This window comes from Marinibactrum halimedae (assembly GCF_021234875.1).
GTDB lineage: Bacteria > Pseudomonadota > Gammaproteobacteria > Pseudomonadales > Cellvibrionaceae > Marinibactrum > Marinibactrum halimedae.
This window is the reverse complement of sequence record NZ_JAJQVM010000023.1, coordinates 68,616-84,018: the sequence shown is the minus strand read 5'-3', so window position 1 is coordinate 84,018 and position 15,403 is coordinate 68,616. Positions and strand designations below refer to the sequence as shown.

Annotated in this window: 18 protein-coding genes; 15 read left to right on the top strand and 3 right to left on the bottom strand. The window is 44.8% G+C overall.

Going from position 1 to position 15,403, the window contains the following annotated elements; all coding sequences use genetic code 11:
• Positions 1–80 precede the first annotated feature (80 nt).
• The 11 genes from LU351_RS13950 to LU351_RS20950 all read left to right on the top strand — a co-directional run bounded on the left by LU351_RS13950 (position 81) and on the right by LU351_RS20950 (position 8,771).
• The gene (locus LU351_RS13950; RefSeq protein ID WP_232594703.1) at positions 81–620 is read left to right on the top strand and encodes a YceD family protein; all 540 of its coding nucleotides are present in this window, start codon (positions 81–83) and stop codon (positions 618–620) included.
• Positions 621–663: 43 nt separating this feature from the next.
• Positions 664–846, top strand: coding sequence for a 50S ribosomal protein L32 (gene rpmF, locus LU351_RS13945; RefSeq protein ID WP_232594702.1), 183 nt, complete (start codon positions 664–666; stop codon positions 844–846).
• A gap of 4 nt (positions 847–850) precedes the next feature.
• Positions 851–1,864 carry a phosphate acyltransferase PlsX gene (gene plsX / locus LU351_RS13940; protein WP_232594701.1) on the top strand — a complete coding sequence of 338 codons (1,014 nt, stop codon included), beginning with the start codon at positions 851–853 and terminating at the stop codon, positions 1,862–1,864.
• 86 nt (positions 1,865–1,950) lie between these two features.
• Positions 1,951–2,892 (top strand): ACP S-malonyltransferase, encoded by a 942-nt coding sequence (gene fabD, locus LU351_RS13935; RefSeq protein WP_232594700.1) that lies wholly within the window; start codon positions 1,951–1,953, stop codon positions 2,890–2,892.
• 38 nt (positions 2,893–2,930) lie between these two features.
• Positions 2,931–3,677 (top strand): 3-oxoacyl-ACP reductase FabG, encoded by a 747-nt coding sequence (gene fabG / locus LU351_RS13930; protein ID WP_232594699.1) that lies wholly within the window; start codon positions 2,931–2,933, stop codon positions 3,675–3,677.
• 179 nt (positions 3,678–3,856) lie between these two features.
• Positions 3,857–4,093 carry an acyl carrier protein gene (gene acpP / locus LU351_RS13925; RefSeq protein ID WP_232594698.1) on the top strand — a complete coding sequence of 79 codons (237 nt, stop codon included), beginning with the start codon at positions 3,857–3,859 and terminating at the stop codon, positions 4,091–4,093.
• A gap of 177 nt (positions 4,094–4,270) precedes the next feature.
• Entirely contained in the window at positions 4,271–5,512 is a 1,242-nt protein-coding gene (gene fabF, locus LU351_RS13920) for a beta-ketoacyl-ACP synthase II (protein ID WP_232594697.1), read from the top strand.
• A gap of 96 nt (positions 5,513–5,608) precedes the next feature.
• A complete protein-coding gene (locus LU351_RS13915) occupies positions 5,609–6,577 on the top strand; it encodes an aminotransferase class IV (RefSeq protein WP_232594696.1) in 969 nt (322 codons plus the stop codon).
• Between the two features lie 35 nt (positions 6,578–6,612).
• Complete coding sequence (mltG, locus tag LU351_RS13910; protein ID WP_232594695.1) at positions 6,613–7,650, top strand: endolytic transglycosylase MltG; 1,038 nt, start codon at positions 6,613–6,615, stop codon at positions 7,648–7,650.
• 84 nt (positions 7,651–7,734) lie between these two features.
• Positions 7,735–8,352 (top strand): dTMP kinase, encoded by a 618-nt coding sequence (gene tmk, locus LU351_RS13905; RefSeq protein WP_232594694.1) that lies wholly within the window; start codon positions 7,735–7,737, stop codon positions 8,350–8,352.
• The gene (locus LU351_RS20950) at positions 8,349–8,771 is read left to right on the top strand and encodes a VanZ family protein (RefSeq protein WP_232594693.1); all 423 of its coding nucleotides are present in this window, start codon (positions 8,349–8,351) and stop codon (positions 8,769–8,771) included. Before tmk ends, LU351_RS20950 begins: the two co-directional genes overlap by 4 nt.
• 151 nt (positions 8,772–8,922) lie before the next feature.
• On the opposite strand, the gene LU351_RS13895 is transcribed toward LU351_RS20950, so the two are convergent.
• Positions 8,923–9,552, bottom strand: coding sequence for an RluA family pseudouridine synthase (locus LU351_RS13895; protein ID WP_232594692.1), 630 nt, complete (start codon positions 9,550–9,552; stop codon positions 8,923–8,925).
• Between LU351_RS13895 and holB the strand changes: the two genes are divergently transcribed.
• The 3 genes from holB to LU351_RS13880 all read left to right on the top strand — a co-directional run bounded on the left by holB (position 9,517) and on the right by LU351_RS13880 (position 12,415).
• On the top strand, positions 9,517–10,911 hold the full coding sequence (holB, locus tag LU351_RS13890) for a DNA polymerase III subunit delta' (RefSeq protein WP_232594691.1): 1,395 nt from the start codon (positions 9,517–9,519) through the stop codon (positions 10,909–10,911). The two genes, LU351_RS13895 and holB, sit on opposite strands and share 36 nt — an antisense overlap.
• Positions 10,912–11,033: 122 nt before the next feature.
• A complete protein-coding gene (locus tag LU351_RS13885) occupies positions 11,034–11,387 on the top strand; it encodes a PilZ domain-containing protein (RefSeq protein ID WP_232594690.1) in 354 nt (117 codons plus the stop codon).
• Positions 11,388–11,629: 242 nt separating this feature from the next.
• Positions 11,630–12,415 carry a TatD family hydrolase gene (locus LU351_RS13880; RefSeq protein ID WP_232594689.1) on the top strand — a complete coding sequence of 262 codons (786 nt, stop codon included), beginning with the start codon at positions 11,630–11,632 and terminating at the stop codon, positions 12,413–12,415.
• Positions 12,416–12,472: 57 nt separating this feature from the next.
• Here LU351_RS13880 and LU351_RS13875 read toward each other — a convergent pair whose 3' ends face one another.
• Complete coding sequence (locus LU351_RS13875; protein ID WP_232594688.1) at positions 12,473–13,570, bottom strand: MJ1255/VC2487 family glycosyltransferase; 1,098 nt, start codon at positions 13,568–13,570, stop codon at positions 12,473–12,475.
• Positions 13,571–13,790: 220 nt separating this feature from the next.
• Positions 13,791–14,315, bottom strand: coding sequence for a phosphatase PAP2 family protein (locus LU351_RS13870; protein WP_232594687.1), 525 nt, complete (start codon positions 14,313–14,315; stop codon positions 13,791–13,793).
• A gap of 150 nt (positions 14,316–14,465) precedes the next feature.
• Between LU351_RS13870 and LU351_RS13865 the strand changes: the two genes are divergently transcribed.
• Positions 14,466–15,092, top strand: coding sequence for a dUTP diphosphatase (locus LU351_RS13865; protein ID WP_232594686.1), 627 nt, complete (start codon positions 14,466–14,468; stop codon positions 15,090–15,092).
• Positions 15,093–15,403: the final 311 nt, after the last annotated feature.

Below are 15,403 nucleotides of genomic sequence, written 5' to 3'. Positions count from 1 at the left end.
ACATTTCGCTTAAAAAATTAAAGTGGAAGTCATTAATTTCTTTTGACACGGGACCTTGCTATCCCTAGAATTGCGCGCTTATGTCAAAGCCCCCAAATTATCAGCGTTTACCACGCACTGTAGATCCCCGAAAATTTGCCCAAAATGGCGTAAAGTTAGTCGGTGATATAGAGCAAAATCAGCTTGAGCGTCTTTCTGCAGCAGTTGTGCAGATTGTCTCTCCAGTTCAGGTTAGCCTTGCCTTCGATATCGGTGAGGAGGGTTACCGCGAGGTAACCGGGCGTATTTCTGCGGAAGTTCAAGCAGAGTGTCAGCGCTGCCTTCAGCCAACGCCATTGAGTTTGGTGTGTGATGTGTCTGTTGGTGTAGTTTGGGACGAAGATCAGGCAAAGCAATTGCCGAGCAGATTGGATCCCTGGATAGTGGGTGAAGGTGCGGCAGATTTGTTTTGTATGGTGGAGGAAGAGCTTTTGTTAGCATTGCCAATGGTGGCATTTCATGCCGAGCAATGCGTCAATGAAGCTTTATTTTCCTCTGCTGACAGCTCTGAAGACTTAGATGTCGATCAGAGCAATCCGTTTAGTGTACTGGAGCAACTTAAGAGCACGCCGAAGAAGTAGTGAGGCGCCTCGGCCCCAGTGAATTTGGAAATTAGGAGCAATCATGGCTGTTCAACAAAACCGTAAAACCCGTTCAAAGCGTGGTATGCGTCGTTCTCACGATGCGTTAACTGGACCAACTTTGTCAGTGGATCCAACCAGTGGTGAAAAGCATTTCCGTCATCACGTGAGTGCAGACGGTTTTTACCGTGGTAAAAAAGTCATCGACCTTGGTAATGAAGACTAATTAATTGTCTTTCCGGCCTCAGTTACATTTGGCTGTCGATGCAATGGGCGGGGATTATGGTCCTCGCTCTACTGTTCCCGCCTCAATTCAGTTCCTTCAACAAAATCCTCAAGCCCACATTACTTTATACCTTCATCAATCCTTAACCGGTGATGTTGATGCTTCTCACCCTAGCTTGACAATTAAGCCGTGTTCTTCGTTCGTGTCTATGTCCGATAGCCCTTCACGAGCGCTCCGATATTTGAAAGATTCTACCTTGGCAATGGCTTTACAGAGCGTTTCCTCTGGTGAGGCTCATGCCTGTGTTAGTGCTGGGAATACGGGCGCAATGGTGGCGATTGCAAGGCATTTTTGGGGAACGTTTACGGGCCTAAAGCGTCCTGCTATCTGCAAGCCCATACCTACAGTGGAAGGTGGACACAGCTATATGCTGGATTTGGGAGCTAATGTTACTGCCACCCCGGATCTCCTTCATGCTTTTGCTTTGTTGGGTGCGGCGGTATCTCACTGCTGTGATCAGGTTGTTTCGCCTAGGGTTGCCTTGCTGAACATCGGTGACGAAGTGATTAAAGGCCATGAAGATGTGAAAGCGGCGGCAGGTTTACTTGAGAGTGATGGAAGGCTTAACTACATTGGCTTTGTTGAGGGTGATGCTATTTACAGTGGTATGGCCGATGTCATTGTATGTGATGGTTTTGCAGGCAATATTGCATTGAAAGTCAGTGAAGGTGTTGCCAGGATGGCGGTAAGACAAGTAAATGATACTTTTCGAACAAGCCTTTATGGCCAATTACTTGGCCAGTTTGCCCGGCCAGTACTGAAAAAATGGCAGAGACGTTTTGATCCTGCTCGTTATAATGGAGCCAGTTTTCTCGGGTTGAATCATGTTCTGGTGAAAAGCCATGGTGGAGCAGATGCTAGAGGGTTTGGTTATGCCCTTAGCTATGCTCAAACAATGGTTCAGCAAGAGTTAGTGCCTCAACTAAGGCAGTCGATGGAAGGGTGTTTTGTGTCTTAGAAGCCTAAGGCGATTAAATGATGTCTTACTATCCCACTGGCTAGCCTAGGGTAGTACGATAGATACATCGGACAATATAAAAAGCGATGAAACAAGAAAATCTAGCGTTTATTTTTCCTGGTCAGGGGTCTCAGAAGATTGGCATGTTGGCTGATCTCCACTCGGCGTTCCCTGTTGTAAAATCAGTTTATGATCGAGCTTCGGAGGTTTTAGGGTATGACCTTTGGGCTCTCAGTCAAGAAGGCGAACAAGAAGACATTAACCTTACTGAGCGAACACAGCCGCTTCTACTAACTGCCAGTTTTGCAATGTGGCAGGTGTGGAATGAATTGGGCGGTCCGCAGCCGAGTTATATGGCTGGGCATAGTTTGGGTGAATGGTCGGCACTTGTGTGTGCCGGTGTTATTGCTTTTGAAGATGCGGTAAACATAGTCAGACTGCGTGGTAAATACATGCAGGAGGCTGTCCCGGCAGGAGAAGGGGCAATGGCGGCTATTATCGGCTTAGATGATGAGGTAGTAGCTTCAGCTTGTGAGGCAGCTCGTGAGCAAGGGGAGGTCTCCCTCGCTAATTTCAATTCACCTGGTCAGTTGGTGATTGCTGGACGTAAAGAGGCTGTTCAATCCGCTGTTGATCGTTGTAACGAAGCGGGAGCGCGTAAAGCCATGCTGCTGCCGGTGAGTGCGCCTTTTCACACAGAATTAATGAAGCCTGCGGCAGATCGCTTATCAAAAGATTTAGACTCTGTGTTGTTTGTTAACCCTTCTCTGCCAATTATTCATAATGTCCATGCTCAGGCAGAAATGGAGCCTGATAACATTAAATCGATAATGCTTGAGCAAATATACAAGCCCGTTGGTTGGGTGGCGTGTGTAAAATCTTTGACAACCTTGGGCTGTGATGTCGCTATAGAGTGTGGTCCTGGCAAAGTGCTTGCGGGCTTAGTCAAGCGTATTGACAAAGGTCTTGCAGTGAAGAATGTGGATTCACCTTCCCTCATCAGTACGGCAATTGAATCTGTTTCTTAATTCAAGCTTTGATAAAGAATTACATCTAGGAAAATATTATGCCTTTAGCCGATAAAGTATGTTTGGTGACTGGCGCGTCTCGTGGGATTGGGGCTGCCATTGCAAAGAGATTAGGGGAGCAGGGCGCTGTAGTCATTGGAACTGCCACCAGTGAAACGGGTGCGCAAGCTATTTCTACCCGCTTGACTGAGGAGGGCGTTAAGGGAAAAGGCGTCGTCTTGAATGTAACTGACGCTGATTCAGTGGCAAGTGCATTAAAACAGATTACAGAAGAGTTTGGTGTGCCTCTGGTATTGGTCAACAATGCGGGTATTACCAAAGATAACTTGCTCATGAGAATGAGTGATGAAGAATGGTTTGATGTTATTAATACTAACCTAAGTGCAGTATACCGTTTGTCTAAGTCTTGCTTGAGAGGCATGATGAAGGCTCGCTGGGGTAGAATTATTAATATTTCTTCTGTGGTGGGGGCCATGGGCAACGCAGGCCAGTCAAATTATGCGGCAACGAAAGCCGGCGTCGCGGGTTTTGCAAGAGCACTTGCTAAAGAGGTGGGATCTCGTAGTATTACCGTAAATACGGTAGCGCCTGGCTTCATTGATACTGATATGACAAAGGCGCTTTCCGATGAGCAGCGTAATACAATGCTCAGTGCGATTGCATTAGGGCGTTTGGGGCAACCAGAAGAAATTGCAAATGTGGTGTCTTTTTTGGCATCTGATAACGCATCCTATATTACAGGAGAAACAATTCACGTTAATGGTGGCATGTATATGTCTCAATAACGGAATCGTTTAAATAATCATTTAAAAGAAATAAATTTTCAGTCTTTCGTTCACAAGTGCGCAATAATCAATGTAAAATGCGCGCTCGTGTTGGCCGTAGTGATAAAAGAGTCGTAATCAAATAATTTTGTCTGAGAACGGCTTACCGAATACATACCGACTAGGAGTTGATTAACGTTATGAGCAGCATAGAAGAACGCGTAAAGAAAATCGTTGCCGAGCAACTGGGTGTTAAAGAAGAAGATGTAAAAAATGAAGCTTCTTTCGTAGAGGACTTGGGTGCCGATTCTCTTGATACCGTCGAGCTTGTAATGGCTTTAGAAGAGGAGTTTGAAACAGAAATTCCTGATGAAGAAGCTGAAAAGATTACAACTGTTCAATTGGCCATCGATTACGTCAACGCTAACTTGAACTAACGTTGGGTTTATTCCTAACCTGCATTGCGTGTAAAAGCCGTACTATACCTGCTGTAGTACGGCTTTTATTTTGGCTGTAATTTATACAGTTTTGTTAAATTAAGAAACGCCTTTTTAGCATCTTCTTTAAGTTTAGAGCTTCTAAGGTGAATCGTAAGTAATAGTCTGGAGGCAATCGTGTCTCGCAAAAGAGTTGTAGTAACCGGTCTAGGTATGGTTTCTCCCGTCGGCAATGACGTGGAGTCATCATGGAAAAATATTGTGAGTGGCGTTAGTGGTGCGCGCACTATTTCTGAATTTGATGTAGAGCCATTTGCAACCAAATTCAGTTGTTCTGTACAAGGCTTAGACGTTTCTGAGTTCATGCCTGTAAAAGATGCACGTAAAATGGACGTGTTCATTCAATATGGAATGATAGCCGGCATCCAGGCCATGACAGACAGTGGCATAGAGGTTTCAGAACAATTGGCACCTCGTATGGGGGCGGTCATTGGCTCTGGTATTGGTGGTTTGGGCGCTATTGAAGATGTGTCATTAACGATTGAACATCGCGGACCAAAACGCGTGTCTCCGTTTTTTGTGCCGGGCTCCATTATTAATATGATTGCCGGTAATCTCTCCATTAAGTACGGCTTTAAAGGCCCAAATCTTGCGGTGACCACTGCGTGTACAACAGGAACACATGCTATTGGATTGGCAGCCCGGTCCATTATGTATGGAGAAGCCGATGTGATGTTGGCAGGTGGTGCGGAAATGGCGACAACTCGAGTGGGCTTGGCGGGTTTTGGCTCGGCAAGAGCGCTCTCAACTCGAAACGACAATCCGTCAGCAGCAAGCCGACCATGGGATACTGACCGTGATGGTTTTGTACTGGGTGATGGCGCTGGTGTTCTCGTTTTGGAAGAGTACGAGCATGCAAAAGCCCGTGGTGCCAAGATATACGCTGAGCTGACGGGCTTTGGTATGAGTGGTGATGCTTATCATATGACGTCACCTCCAGAAAATGGTGCGGGTGCCGCTTTATCCATGGCCAATGCGTTGAGAGATGCTGGAATGGCTGCGGGTGACATTCATTATATTAATGCCCATGGAACATCAACACCTGCCGGAGATATTGCGGAAGCTCATGCGGTGAAGTCGGTATTTGGTGAAAATAACAAATCACTGGCTGTCAGTTCGACGAAGTCGATGGTCGGCCATTTGCTCGGTGCTGCTGGAGCCATTGAGTCAATATTTTCCGTTTTGGCAATACGGGATCAGGTCGCTCCGCCTACCATTAATTTGGATAGCCCAGAAGCGGTGTGTGAAGGCATTAACTTAGTGCCTCATCATGCTCAACCTATGAATATAGAAGGCGCTTTATCCAACTCCTTTGGATTTGGTGGAACCAATGGCACACTGGTTTTCCGAAAAATCTAACTTTTTTCATCTAACTCTTATGCACCTACTCTATCGCTTTTACTTCGGTATATTGAGTAAGTGTTTGTTTGGTAAGGATTTAATGGGCGTGACACGGTGAACCCATTTCCACTGTCGAGTGTGAACGGTGAACTTAATGGTACATTGTCGCCTATGGATCGAGGGTTCTCATATGGTGATGGTGTTTTTGAAACCATAAAGATAGAACATGGCGTTGCTCCACTTTGGCAAGTTCATTGGGCTCGATTAGTGGAGTCGCTGAGTCAGCTTGATATCTCGTTTGATGCTGCTCGGTTTGAGTGTTATTTATCCAGCTTTATGCAGGAAGTGCATAAAATTTGTGATCAACAATCGTATACAGATGTCGTGATACTGAAAATCATGGTGTCACGAGGTGTTGTCATGGCCAGAGGGTATTGGCCGTCTCATCGTGGTAACTCGCCTGTACAGCCCTCTGATTCTAAAGCCACTACACAACCAACGATTGTCTTCACTGCAAACCTGTTGTCTTCCGCGTCATCCAGCGCAATTTGTGTGTGGCGTTGTCCTATAAGACTTTCCCACCAGCCTTTATTAGCAGGATTAAAGCATCTGAATAAGTTGGAATATGTGATGGCCGCAGGTGCTGTGCCGACCGACTATGACGATGGTTTGTTGCTGGATATGAGTGGCCATGTAATAGAGGCTACCACAAGCAATATATATGCGATTATTGGTGGTTTTGTAGTGACACCAGTTTTACACGAATGTGGTGTTAATGGCGTGTTAAGGCGTGTATTGATAGAGCAAGTTGGCTCTGAATTAGGTGATCCAGAGTGTCTTGTAGAGGAGCGAGTTTTGACTTTTGAGGAATTTATCTCTGCGGAGGCTCTATTTGTGACCAATAGTGTGCACGGTTTTCGTTATGTAAAAAAAGTAACATGGCATGATGAACGGCAAGGTGTCGAGGTGCCTGCAAAATTAAACGATGCGGATTTCCCGATAACACATCCTGCGGTGGAAAAGCTGCAAGCCCAATGCAGGCTTGTGGTAGAAAGTGGCAGGTTTTCTCGGCGGTTTTGGTAAAGTCTTCGGTTGTGTGAGTGATGTTAGCTGAATTCATGAGAAAATTGCGGCGTTTATTACTGACTTTATTGGTGGTCGGTATTTTAGGTGTGGTAATGACTGCTACGTTCAGTTGGTGGTGGCTGCAGCAACCAGCGAGTCATACCCATGCGCTCACGTTTACAGTCGAGCAGGGAAGTGGGTTGAAAAAAGTCACTCATCAAATGGCAAAACTGGGTGTGGTGGATTATCCGTTCGTGATGATGATGTATAGTCGTTTTATTGATAAAACACGCTTAAAAAGCGGGGAGTATCGCTTAGATCCAGGAATAACACCCATAGAGATACTTCGTCAGTTAAGCACTGGAGAAGTGATTTATCACACTGTTACCCTCATTGAAGGGTGGACCGCTCAACAGGCATTGGATCATTTGCATCAACAGCCATTACTGAAAAAGACGCTACACAGCTTGGACGCAACGGTTATTCCTGATTGGTTGGGTGAAGAAGTTCAACACATAGAAGGTTGGTTTTTTCCAGATACCTACGCTTATACAAAAGGTGAGAGTGATAAAGACATTCTTCTTAGGGCCTATCAGGCGATGCAATCGGTATTAACCGAAGAGTGGGCGTCGCGCGATGAAGACCTGCCTTATCAAACGCCTTATGAAGCGCTGATTATGGCGTCGATAGTAGAAAAGGAAACTGGCATGAGTGGTGAGCGTCAACAAATTGCAGGGGTATTTGTACGTCGCTTACAGAAAAAAATGCGTCTACAGACAGACCCAACAGTGATTTACGGTATGGGTGATCGTTACCAAGGTAATATCACTCGAAAAGATTTAAAAGAAAAAACCCCTTACAACACTTATGTTATTAAAGGGTTACCCCCAACGCCTATCGCTTTGGCGGGCAGGGCATCCGTGTATGCGGCGCTGCATCCAGCACCTGGTGATGCTTTGTATTTTGTTGCCAAAGGGGATGGTAGCCATCAATTTTCTGCGACCTTACAAGAACACAATGCAGCGGTAAAAAAATATCAAATTCGTTCAAGAAAGAAAAACTATCAAAGCTCACCCAGCGCATCACAATAAATCTCATTGGGTAAACCGTTTGCTCGTGTGTTATGAATGAGTGTATTGCGCGACCGATGTAAAAAGATGGATAAAGAATAGCGTATGAAACCCGGAAAGTTTTTAACCATTGAAGGAACGGAAGGTGTTGGTAAGAGCACCAATGTTGCCTTTATTTTGGATTTTCTAAAACAGCAAGGCATTGATGTGATATCCACAAGAGAGCCGGGTGGAACACCCTTGGCAGAAGATATTCGCAGTTTATTGTTATGCCAACGCGATGAACTGGTTGATGAAAATGCAGAATTGTTAATGATGTTTGCTGCGCGCGCTCAGAATATTGCGCAGGTCATTAAGCCGGCGTTATTGGCTGGTAAGTGGGTATTGTGTGATCGGTTTACTGATGCGACGTATGCCTACCAAGGTGGCGGTAGAGGCTTATCGTTCTCAACGATTGAACAATTAGAAGCATTAGTACAAGAAGAGTTGCGCCCCGATCTCACGGTGTTATTGGATATCGATGTCAATATTGGTTTGGCTCGGGCAAGGGCAAGAGGGGAATTAGATCGCTTTGAGCAAGAGCATATCGATTTTTTTGAGCGGGTTCGATCCGCTTATTTATCTCGTGCCAAAAATTCATCCCGAATTGCGGTGGTGAATGCGGAGCAAGCATTAGAGGCGGTGCAAGCGGATATTGCTCATGTGTTGGAGCGGTTGTTGTGAAAATTCGTGCTCTTGTTTTATGTGTCTCGTTATTTGACCAAATAAAAGCAATTCAATTTTTATTGATGTTGGCGTTATTTTTTTATTTGGGTGTTGTTGAAATTCCACCTAAGGTGGGGGCGCAGTTCAATGACTTATACGCTCATGCCTTAGGGTATTTTTTATCCATGTTTTCCGCACTCGTTGCGTTCTATTCAATGCGCCGTTTTTGGTGGGTAGTCCCTTTTTTATGGGGGTATTCTTTATTTATTGAAGTGGTGCAACTTATTTTGCCTCATCGCTCTTTTGCATTTCTTGATATTGTGGCCAATTCTATTGGCTTATTGGGAGGTGCTTTGGTGATTGCCCCTTTACGTCACTGGCTGATACGGCTGGATAAATATGTAAGAGGTATTATTGATCGAATTGAGTCCAAGTAGCCTTTACAATAATGATTGTTTAAGAAGGTTCTCAGTTGCATCTTAATTTCTTCATCCTTTCAATCACTCTCTATCTTCCAGTTACTCTCTATTAAGTTACTCTCCGTTAAGTTATTGACCATAAAGTTACTCACCATTAAATCCTTTTTTATTAAAAAGGCGCTTTGGCAGTAAAGGTCATTAGGCATTGAGTGATTGGGTGACGAATACAAAGATATTCAGCGTGTAAATGTAATCTCTCTGCCAAGCTTCGCGCCTCTTTACAGGCATAGAATGGGTCACCAATAATGGGGTGTCCGATACTCATCATGTGTACACGCAACTGATGGGAGCGGCCAGTATGAGGAAACAAGGCAACTCGTGTGACATTGTTCACTGGGTCTCGAGATAACACTTGGTAGTGGGTGAGGGCAGGTTTGCCATCCTCAGCGATCATTTGTTTGGGCCGATTGGGCCAGTCGCACCGCATGGGTGCCTCTACAGACCCTTGTTCTGATTGCACGATGCCATACACGGTTGCTACGTAGCGTTTGAGAACCGTTCTGTTTTGAAATTGTGCCGAAAGATGTTGCAAACTTTGATGAGATTGCGCAACCAGCATAAGCCCAGAGGTTGGCATATCTAGACGGTGAACCGCCCGACTGTTGGGGAAATTAGGCAATAAACGCTGGATTAGGCAGTCTTGCTTGTCCGGACCTTTGCCGGGAACGCTGAGCAGGTCATGAGGTTTATTGGCAACCAAAAAATGCCTGTCAGAAAAAAGTACTTCAATATCCGTCATTCAATCAGTTGCCTTACATCGGCTGTTTTATTGGCCGTTGTTGATAATGATAAAGGCGCGCATTATGGCAAATCTTTTCTGGATTACCTACCCTCTAGCCTCTACTATCTAGCGCCTATTATTTACTGCAGGCTTGGCAGTATTGAGCATTTTATTTTTCCGTTAACTTCTGAAGGAGTGTGTGTGCCTAAGGTGTCAGAGAAAGCCCGCGTTGACGATGAACCCATTGAGCGTCATTTGGCACTGCCTTATCCGTGGCAGCAATCTTTCTGGTCTCGGTTGGTGGATCAATACCACGGGGGGAAAACTCCTCATGCGCTGTTATTGTCAGGCCCTGTAGGAATCGGTAAACGACAACTCGCCTTGTCGTTCAGCCACTTATTGTTGTGCGCGTCACCCAAAGACGGGCAGGCGTGCGGCGAGTGTAAAAGCTGTTTACTAAATCAAGCCCATACTCATCCTGACCTCAACATCGCAGAGCCAGAACCCGGTGCAAAAACCATCAAGGTGGATCAAGTACGCGCTGTTATTGATTTTCTGGGGAATACAGCTCAACAAGGTGGTCGAAAAGTTGTGCTATTGGGCCCGGTGGAAGCAATGCAGGAAGGGGCATCCAATGCGTTGCTGAAGAGCTTGGAAGAGCCAGCGGGTCAAACACACCTATTGTTGTATACCCACCAGTTAAGCTTGGTGTTGCCCACCATACGCAGTCGTTGTCAGCGCGTTGACTTGCCTGTTCCTTCTACAGCACTGACACAGCCTTGGTTGGAAACCATGGTGGGTGAGGAAGCTGCGGAGCTGTTAGAGGCCGCGTCTTTCTCGCCTTTAGAGGCACTTGCTTTGGCAACAGGTGAGCGTCAGCAAGAGCAACAGGATGTCATGCAGTATTTGCGTACAGCCGTATTGGAGGGTGCCAGCTCGATAATGGTTGCTGAGAAACTGATGAAATTTGAACCTTTGCTAGTCATTGAAGAGGTCATCAGAGTACTGCAATTAGCCATAAAAGATGCCGTATTGTCGGAGTCATCGGTTGTAGAGTCATCGGTTGTAGAGTCATCGGTTGTAGAGTCATCGGTTGTGGCGAGTGAAAGAGGTACACTGGCTCAAAGAGGTACAATAGCTCAAGGCAATACGCTTAATATTCGATATCTTATAGCAAGCTCTATTCAGAGTGCGGGTTCTCAGCCCCTCTACCGCTTTCTAGATAAGCTTGTCGTGAATAAGCGTGCGTTATTATCCGGTGCCAATCCCAATAAACAGCTGCTGATTGAAGAATTATTTATGGATTTAAGTGCAGCACAGCGGTTGGCTTTAAAAAAACAAACTCAAATAGCGAGTATTGCTGGAAATCTAGAATGATTTGATTAATGCTATCCTTGCAAGAGACTACGTTGGAGTGGTCAATCAACATTCCTGCTCATGGTCAGCAGATCGACCGTCGATAGTAGGATTACGTTTTGCTAACGATTTAAGAAGCGCTTATGAAAGGATTAGGTGGAGGAGCCCGTAACGGTATTCTTTCCTTAACCATTAAAGATAAAGCTGTGCTCTATGCGGCGTATATGCCTTTTGTGGAGCATGGCGGATTATTCATTCCTACCAATAAAACCTATCGCTTGGGCGATGAAATTTTCATGCTGCTAAGCCTGATGGACGAGCCAGAAAAAATCCCTGTTGCAGGAAAAGTCATCTGGGTGACGCCAAAAGGGGCTCAAGGTAATCGAGCAGCTGGGATTGGTGTTCAGTTCAACGATCAAGATGATATGGCGAACAGCAAAATCGAAACGTATCTGGCAGGCTCTTTGGAGTCTGATCGATTAACACACACAATGTAGTTGAGTATTTATCACTCTAGTTTCTATCAACTTTCGTTGCTATTAACTTTCGTTGCTATTAACTTTCGTTGCTATCAACTTTAGTTTCTATCAGCTCTAGATTCTATAAGTGCATGACCTCTATTGTGACCGCTTTTTATGATAAGACGATATTGGGCTTCATACCCTTTGGGCCCACTTTGTCTTTGAGAATTTTTTTGATACCTTTTTTCGTTTTCCTTTCAATTTTCGATGAATAAACCATGTTAATCGACTCTCATTGTCACCTAGACCGTATTGATTTATCGCCCTACAACAACCAATTAAGCCAGGCATTGGAGGCCGCTCGGGAGAGGGGTGTCCAGCAATTTTTGTGTATTGGTATTAGCTTAGAGAATCTGAAGAGTGTTGTGTCTATTGCGCAGTCTCATCAAGATGTTTGGGCCTCGGTGGGGGTGCATCCACTGGATGTCAGTAATGGGCTTGCTTCTTATGAAGAATTAGTAGAGTGGGCTTCTCAAGAAAAAGTCGTTGCTATTGGGGAGACGGGCCTAGACTATTATTACAGCAAAGAGACCAACCTTATTCAGCAAGAAAGTTTTGTGGTGCATTTGCAGGCTGCCAAAGAGGCCGGTTTACCTGTGGTAGTTCATACTCGTGATGCTCGGGAAGACACGATTAACCTGATTAAGCAGCATGGGAGTGAGGCGTCTGCGGGTGTATTGCATTGCTTCACTGAAGATTGGGATATGGCCAAAAAAGCATTGGATTTAAATTATTATATTTCTATTTCCGGTATCGTCACGTTTCGTAATGCCGGTGCACTGCGGGATGTAGTTAAGAAAATACCCCTGGATCGTTTATTGGTGGAAACCGATTCGCCTTATTTGGCACCGGTGCCGTATCGTGGAAAATCCAATGAGCCAAAGTTCGTTCGGGAAGTGGCTGAATATATTGCGCAGTTACAAGGCGTCTCTTTTGAAACATTGGCTAATATTACCACCGAGAACTTTTATCGTTTATTTCATAAAAGTGCCGCGAGTCAATAAAAAAGGCTTCTTGAAAGAAGCCTTTTTAACGTATTGTAGCGATTTGAGAGGGCGCAATTACGATGCGGGCATAGCCAATGCCTTTTCGAGTAACGGGATATTGGCGAACTCTTCAATATGAGGTGACTCTACTTGATTCCATAGGGTTTTAGCGAGTTGATTTCGAGAGCGCTCATTCCATTCCCCCTCTAACACCCAATTGACAATGGCTTTAGCCACGTTGGGGTATTTCACCTTTATGCCTTGGGTGTTATCTAGCCAATCTTTTACAGCATGACTGTCTAGCTTTTCCATACATTTTCCCAAATTTAAACTTTCAAGTGCTAATGCGTTAGAGAGCTGTTCCATTTGCCCGTGTAGAGGTTTGACGAGCAGTTTTTTTCCGAGCTCGATGGCTTCACTGGCAAGTTCAAACCCGGCATTGCAAATGACACCACTGCCAGAGGCAAGGTCGGCTTTAAAGCCATCGCGTGATAAGGGCCTCAAATGAATATTACCGAGGGATTTGGGTTCTGGAAACGTACCGTAGAAATAAAACTCATACTCCGTGAATGGAGAGAGTAATTGAATCACACGATCTGGATCTTCAAAGCCAAGGTACACAACAATTTTATTGTCTTGAATGGGTTGCTCTTTGGTTGTGGTTTCGGCGATGGGGGGCAAAATTGGGTATCCGAAGTGGTGCCAATGTAAACCTAGGCCAAAATTGACAGGCGCGAATTGGTTCATGATGCTTTGCGCTACAATGGAGTTTCCGCGTTTGGGAATGGCAAAATCAAAAGCGTATTGGTGCCCCATACCAATAACTTGCTTGCCGCTACGTTTTGCTGCCCAAGCTGTGACCGGTTCAAAATCCGTTAATACAATATCGTAAGTGGATAAATCCAATTCAGAAATATCACGAAAGAAGGTTCTAATTTTATTATTTTTAATGGTTTTTAAAAAGTCGATGCGGCCATTTTGATGATAGAACGTTAAGCCTGCGCGGCATTCCCATTCTCCGAATTGTTCCATATCGAAATAGTCATCGCGTGCCCTGCCGCTGAATAAATAATCAACTTGAGCATCGGTGCGTTCAGCGAACGCCTGTTGTAAAGCTCGTGCGCGGGTTAAGTGGCCATTGCCTGTGCCTTGAACGCCATAAAAAATCTTCATTAAAGGATTACCTATTTACGCGAAAATTCTCGCTAAGCCTAGCAGCTAGCTGGCTGAGGGGCCATATAGTTTGGTGGGGGTGCTTCGAGGGAGGTAAATAAATGAGGTGCATTTGAAATAAAACAAACATATAAGTATTGCAAAAAAGCACAATCAAAGAATCAAATTTATTCAATGCGATGAAGTGATTCTTCCATTACTAATACAGAAACGATACCGCTTAGAACCCCAACATTATCGATTGAGTTGCCCATAATCCCGTTATGGTACCGAGTGTGGCTCCGGCCACAATATCCGTTGGGAAATGCACACCCAACATAACGCGAGATACCCCGACGCACATTGCCCATGGAATTAATACCCAGAACAAACCAGGAAATAAACTCAGTAACAATACCGTCATTAAGAACGCGGCAGAGGTATGTCCAGAAGGGAAGCTGAATTGATCGGACGGTTTAATGACGCTTTTATAACCCGGAATCGCTTCAGGAGGCCGGTTACGCTTAAAATATTTTTTTACAACCGCGTATGTTGCTCTCTCAATGGCAAAAGCAATTAAGAAAGCAGGTAATACGTCTTGATATCCGCACGCCCAAAGTACTGCCCCAATCATGAAATAAAGTGGGCCGTCTGCGGTTCTTGAGACGTAGCGGCTAAGGTTTACGATTTGTTCCCGGTGTTTGCGACGCAGACACCAGCCAAACGTAATGACGTCGAAGTGATGAATGTTTTCTAACAATCGCATAGTTTAAGCACTCAATTTTTGATCAATTTAATGCTACTTAATGACGATTACATGAGGTTATTGTTTCAGTATGATGACAATTTTCATCGGGTCATACATAAAGGGGGCTATGGTAGGATGGCGCCTTTAAAACAATGAGAATGTATTATTATGAAAAACCAGTTAGTCAGCATGCTTCAATTGCAAGACGCGATGAATACCAAAGTTCATGCGCAATGGAGAGAGCAAGGATATGCATGGTATCGCGCTATTTGGGTGGAGTGTGGTGAATTATTGGATCATTACGGATGGAAATGGTGGAAAAAACAGAATCCCGATATTGATCAAGTGAAACTCGAATTGGTGGATATTTGGCATTTTGGGTTAAGTGATTTGATGATGAAATCTCGTGCGGAGAGTCCGCAAGCACTGGAAGCGTTGGCCGAATCTGTTGAATTACAGTTGCATGTTACGGCTGGCGATACGGATTTCCGTATTGAGTTGGAACGATTTGCGGGGGCTGTGTTGCAAAATGGCGCATTTGATGTGGCTGGATTTGGTCGCTTAATGCACGGCGTTGACCTTTCTTTTGACGAGCTGCATCGTCATTATGTTGGCAAGAACGTATTGAATTTCTTTCGTCAGGATCATGGTTATAAAACGGGCGAGTATCAAAAAGTCTGGGATGGTCGCGAAGATAATGAGCATTTGGTGGAAGTGCTCAGTGAAGTATCGAGCGATGCGCCTGATTTTGCTGATAAAGTGTATGAGGGGCTAAAGGCTCGGTATCCACTTTAAAGCTTTCTGGCCTTTAGAGTTTGAACCGGTGGTGTTTTTCAAGAGTCCGTTTTTAAAAGAGATTTTAGGGAAAGACGGAAAAGCTTTGGCAGAAATTATGGCGCTATTGGTTGAAAAAAAGCGCTTCTTTGAGGGCTTTTTGACGAATGACGTGAAAAATCTGCCCTGAAGCGTTTGTTAAGCTTGAAACGACGAAACTCACCCCCAAACTTAAAGGCGTATTTGAGAATTGTTATTGATGTTGTTTTAGGCTTTTGAGCCAAGTGTCATCATCATTGAGGCTTAAATAGATCAGGCAAAGGCACTAAGAA

What these genes read in the sequence shown, in the direction of transcription:
- LU351_RS13950 (WP_232594703.1), top strand. Translation starts at nt 81, where the DNA reads ATGTCAAAGCCCCCAAATTATCAGCGTTTACCACGCACTGTAGATCCC.
- rpmF (WP_232594702.1), top strand. Translation starts at nt 664, where the DNA reads ATGGCTGTTCAACAAAACCGTAAAACCCGTTCAAAGCGTGGTATGCGT.
- fabD (WP_232594700.1), top strand. Translation starts at nt 1,951, where the DNA reads ATGAAACAAGAAAATCTAGCGTTTATTTTTCCTGGTCAGGGGTCTCAG.
- fabG (WP_232594699.1), top strand. Translation starts at nt 2,931, where the DNA reads ATGCCTTTAGCCGATAAAGTATGTTTGGTGACTGGCGCGTCTCGTGGG.
- acpP (WP_232594698.1), top strand. Translation starts at nt 3,857, where the DNA reads ATGAGCAGCATAGAAGAACGCGTAAAGAAAATCGTTGCCGAGCAACTG.
- mltG (WP_232594695.1), top strand. Translation starts at nt 6,613, where the DNA reads ATGAGAAAATTGCGGCGTTTATTACTGACTTTATTGGTGGTCGGTATT.
- tmk (WP_232594694.1), top strand. Translation starts at nt 7,735, where the DNA reads ATGAAACCCGGAAAGTTTTTAACCATTGAAGGAACGGAAGGTGTTGGT.
- holB (WP_232594691.1), top strand. Translation starts at nt 9,517, where the DNA reads ATGCCTGTCAGAAAAAAGTACTTCAATATCCGTCATTCAATCAGTTGC.
- LU351_RS13895 (WP_232594692.1), bottom strand. Translation starts at nt 9,552, where the DNA reads ATGACGGATATTGAAGTACTTTTTTCTGACAGGCATTTTTTGGTTGCC.
- LU351_RS13885 (WP_232594690.1), top strand. Translation starts at nt 11,034, where the DNA reads ATGAAAGGATTAGGTGGAGGAGCCCGTAACGGTATTCTTTCCTTAACC.
- LU351_RS13880 (WP_232594689.1), top strand. Translation starts at nt 11,630, where the DNA reads ATGTTAATCGACTCTCATTGTCACCTAGACCGTATTGATTTATCGCCC.
- LU351_RS13875 (WP_232594688.1), bottom strand. Translation starts at nt 13,570, where the DNA reads ATGAAGATTTTTTATGGCGTTCAAGGCACAGGCAATGGCCACTTAACC.
- LU351_RS13870 (WP_232594687.1), bottom strand. Translation starts at nt 14,315, where the DNA reads ATGCGATTGTTAGAAAACATTCATCACTTCGACGTCATTACGTTTGGC.
- LU351_RS13865 (WP_232594686.1), top strand. Translation starts at nt 14,466, where the DNA reads ATGAAAAACCAGTTAGTCAGCATGCTTCAATTGCAAGACGCGATGAAT.